Below are 3603 nucleotides of genomic sequence, written 5' to 3'. Positions count from 1 at the left end.
CGGAGATACCCCTCGGCGATCTGGCTGCGGCAGCTGTTGCCGGTGCAGAGAACGAGAATTTGCTTCATGAAGTACAGCGTTTTAGTTGCAGCAATCCGGTCCGCAATTGCAGGCCTCGGGTTTTTCGGCATATACGGTGATGCTGCGGATGAGTGAGCCCTGCTCCCGGAAAGCCGCCACAGCTGAAGGGTCGAGGTACCGGGACAAGATGTCGTCCGGGATCACGATGTCTTTTTCCTTTTGAATGGTGGTGTTGCAAAAGCCGCTGCGGGCGATGAGATCGAGATACTCATTCCGCTGGCTGGCGCCGGAAACACAGCCGGCGTACATTTCGGCGGCCTGTCTGAGATCGTCGGGCAGCGGGCCGGTAAGCACCACATCCGAAATGCTGAAATGGCCGCCGGGTTTCAATACACGGAAGATTTCCGAGAATACGCCTGCTTTATTGGGTACAAGGTTGAGAACGCAGTTGCTGACGATTACGTCGGCCGATGCGTCGGACACGGGCATCTGCTCTATATCACCCTGCCTGAATTCCACGTTGTTGAACCCGCGTGCTTCCGCATTTTGACGGGCTTTGGCGATCATTGCTTCTGTAAAGTCGATACCGATGACTTTCCCCGAGTCTCCGGTTTCGGCCCTGGCGATGAACGCGTCGTTGCCGGCGCCTGACCCCAGGTCGATCACTACATCTCCTTTTTCAATGCGGGCAAACTCGGTGGGCAGGCCGCAGCCGAGGCCCAGGTCGGCGTCTGGGTTGTAACCTTCCAGTTGGGAATAATCGTCGGCCATGATATTGTATACCTCGGAGGAGCAACAAGTGGCGCCGCAGCAGGATGCGGCGTTTGCATCCTTATCCTGCAAGGCAATTTCGCTGTACTTTTCCCGTACTGCGTTCTTCAATTCGAGATCGGTGGGCATAATAATGCATGTTTATATTTATTGCAATATTGCGATGAAACAAGGCAAAAAAATCCTCAGCAGCAGTTCCCCTCCTGCACGTTGTTGTCGAAGAAGGTGTTGAACAGATCGCGGTACTTTTTCCAGGTCCTGGGGTGGATACAATAGCAGACGGAAGTACCTTCCACCGTGCCCTGAATCAGCCCCACGGCCTTCAGTTCCTTGAGATGCTGGGAAATGGTAGGCTGTGCAAGACCCAGCTCATCCACGAGATCGCCGCAGATACAGGAGTTGGCTTTCACGAGGTGCTGCAGGATAGCGATCCGTGCAGGATGCGCGATCGCCTTCGCCATAGCGGCGACTTCATTCTGCTGTTTGGTGAATAAATCTGTTCTCGATGCTCCCATTAATTGCAATATTACGATAGATTTGGCATCCGTACCAAATAAATTTTCATGCTTGTTTCCCGCGTCTGTTATAAAGACGTTGAAAATACACTTAATGTTCCCTATCTTACCTGCATTCCACCACAACCCTCGAAATTCCATGTCTGTACTCGCTCAAATCCTTGAACACAAGATCATTGCCATCGTCCGCGGCGTAAAGCCGGAGGCCGTCCTTTCGCTCGCCGAAGCCATGCATGCCGGCGGCATCCGCCTGCTGGAGGTGACGATGAATTCGGAAGACCCGCTCGCCGTGATCCGTGAAGTATCCGCCAAAATGGGTGACAAAATGATCATCGGCGCCGGCACCGTGCTGGACGCCGCCACCGCCCGCCAGGCCGCCGATGCCGGGGCGCGCTTCATCCTCTCCCCCATCCTGGAGCCGGAAGTGATCCGTACCGCCCGCGACCTCGGCGTGGTCAGCATCCCCGGCGCCTACACCGCCACGGAAGTATATGCCGCCTATAAACAGGGCGCCGATATGATCAAAGTATTCCCCGCCACTTCGCCGGCATATATCAAAGACATCGCCGCCCCCCTGCCCAAAATGCACCTGCTGCCCACCGGCGGCATCACGCCGGAAAATATCGGCGATTTTAAAAAAGCAGGCGCGGCAGGGTTCGGCATCGGCAGCGCGCTCGTCAACGCCAAAGCATCCGTTACCCCGGAATACCTCGGGCAGCTCACGGCCACGGCGCAGCGCTTCATCCAGGCCCTTCATTCCTAAACCATCCTCCACATGAAAATAAAAAGCTACGAGCTCTTCCAGGTGCCCCCGCGCTGGCTGTTCCTCAAAATCGAAACAGACGAAGGCATCACCGGCTGGGGCGAACCCGTGATCGAAGGCAAAGCCGCTACCGTCAAAACGGCCGTCGATGAAATGATGGAATACCTCATCGGGAAAGATCCCATGCATATCGAGGACCACTGGAACGTGATGTACCGCGCCGGGTTCTACCGCGGAGGCCCCATCCTCATGAGCGCCATCGCCGGGATCGACCAGGCCCTGTGGGATATCAAAGGCAAATACTACAACGCCCCCGTTCACCAGCTCCTCGGCGGCAAAGCGCGCGACCGGATGAAGGTTTACTCCTGGATCGGGGGCGACCGCCCCGCGGAAGCCGGCGAAGCCGCCCGCAAAATGGCGGAACAGGGATTCCTCGCCGTCAAAATGAACGCTACCGAAGAACTGCAATACATCGACAGCTACGAAAAAATCGACGCCGCCATCAGCCGCATCGCGGCCGTAAGGGAAGCCGGCGGGCCCGGCCTCGGCATCGGTATCGACTTCCACGGCAGGGTGCATAAGCCCATGGCCAAGATCCTCGCCAAAGAACTGGAGCCCTTCCGCCCCATGTTCATCGAAGAACCCGTGCTGCCCGAAAACAACGAAGACCTCCGCGAGATCGCCCGGCATGTGGCCATCCCCATCGCCACCGGCGAGCGCATGTTCTCCAAATGGCAGTTCAAATCGCTGCTGATGGACGGCTACGCCGATATCATCCAGCCCGATGTGTCCCACGCCGGCGGCATCACCGAATGCAAGAAAATCATCTCCATGGCCGAAGCGTTCGACGTGGCCGCCGCGCCCCACTGTCCGCTGGGCCCCATTGCCCTGGCGGCCTGCCTGCAGGTAGACGCGACCTGTCATAACGCCTTCATCCAGGAACAAAGCCTGGGCATCCATTATAACCAGGGCAGCGACCTGCTGGATTATCTTTCCGACAAAACCGTGTTCCAGTACCGCGAGGGATACGTGGATATCCCCTCCGGCCCGGGGCTCGGCATTGAGATCAACGAAGCGCACGTCCGCAAGATGGCCGAAGAAGGCCATAACTGGCGTAATCCCGTCTGGCGGCATACCGACGGCAGTGTGGCAGAATGGTAAACGTTTCCCATCATCAACATGAAAACTATCAATTCCACGGTCAAACCTACCCGGGTCCGCTTCCAGGTCCTGTTCCTCATTTTCGTGAATGTTGTGATCAATTACATGGACAGGAGCAACCTGGCCGTGGCGGCTTCCGAAATCGATAAGGAATTCTCCTTCACGCCCGTACAGCTGGGCCTGATATTTTCGGCTTTCAGCTGGACGTACCTCGCCTTCCAGATCCCCGGCGGCATCCTGGTGAACCGCTTCAGCCCGCGCATCCTGTACGCCTTCAGCCTGGTGGCCTGGTCGCTCACGACGGTCATGCAGGGCTTCGCGCGCGGCTTCGGCGCGCTGTTCGGGCTGCGCATGGCCACCGGCGCCTTGGAA

5 protein-coding genes are annotated in these 3603 nt (G+C 57.4%); 3 read left to right on the top strand and 2 right to left on the bottom strand.

What is annotated here, in order from left to right; genetic code table 11:
- Positions 1–81: 81 nt before the first annotated feature.
- Positions 82–921, bottom strand: coding sequence for an arsenite methyltransferase (locus tag Q0510_RS15650; RefSeq protein WP_298713751.1), 840 nt, complete (start codon positions 919–921; stop codon positions 82–84).
- A gap of 56 nt (positions 922–977) precedes the next feature.
- The gene (locus tag Q0510_RS15645; RefSeq protein ID WP_298713748.1) at positions 978–1307 is read right to left on the bottom strand and encodes a metalloregulator ArsR/SmtB family transcription factor; all 330 of its coding nucleotides are present in this window, start codon (positions 1305–1307) and stop codon (positions 978–980) included.
- Positions 1308–1446: 139 nt separating this feature from the next.
- Here Q0510_RS15645 and Q0510_RS15640 point away from each other — a divergent pair, with 139 nt between their 5' ends.
- From Q0510_RS15640 to Q0510_RS15630, 3 genes are all read left to right on the top strand, one after another.
- Positions 1447–2070: a bifunctional 4-hydroxy-2-oxoglutarate aldolase/2-dehydro-3-deoxy-phosphogluconate aldolase gene (locus Q0510_RS15640; RefSeq protein ID WP_298713744.1), complete on the top strand. Its 624-nt coding sequence runs from the start codon at positions 1447–1449 to the stop codon at positions 2068–2070.
- A 12-nt stretch (positions 2071–2082) separates the two neighbouring features.
- Positions 2083–3231 (top strand): galactonate dehydratase, encoded by a 1149-nt coding sequence (gene dgoD, locus Q0510_RS15635; protein ID WP_298713740.1) that lies wholly within the window; start codon positions 2083–2085, stop codon positions 3229–3231.
- A gap of 18 nt (positions 3232–3249) precedes the next feature.
- The coding region (locus tag Q0510_RS15630; RefSeq protein WP_298713737.1) for an MFS transporter at positions 3250–3603 on the top strand (354 nt) is incomplete at its 3' end.

The sequence above is a fragment of the uncultured Chitinophaga sp. genome, from assembly GCF_937874145.1.
Taxonomy (GTDB): domain Bacteria; phylum Bacteroidota; class Bacteroidia; order Chitinophagales; family Chitinophagaceae; genus Chitinophaga.
Note: the sequence above shows the minus strand (reverse complement) of the source record. Positions and strands in the feature narration are given on the sequence as shown.

Bases quoted from the DNA above. Each gene is read 5' to 3' on its own strand.
- Q0510_RS15640 (WP_298713744.1), top strand. From the start codon at position 1,447: ATGTCTGTACTCGCTCAAATCCTTGAACACAAGATCATTGCCATCGTC.
- Q0510_RS15645 (WP_298713748.1), bottom strand. From the start codon at position 1,307: ATGGGAGCATCGAGAACAGATTTATTCACCAAACAGCAGAATGAAGTC.
- Q0510_RS15650 (WP_298713751.1), bottom strand. From the start codon at position 921: ATGCCCACCGATCTCGAATTGAAGAACGCAGTACGGGAAAAGTACAGC.
- dgoD (WP_298713740.1), top strand. From the start codon at position 2,083: ATGAAAATAAAAAGCTACGAGCTCTTCCAGGTGCCCCCGCGCTGGCTG.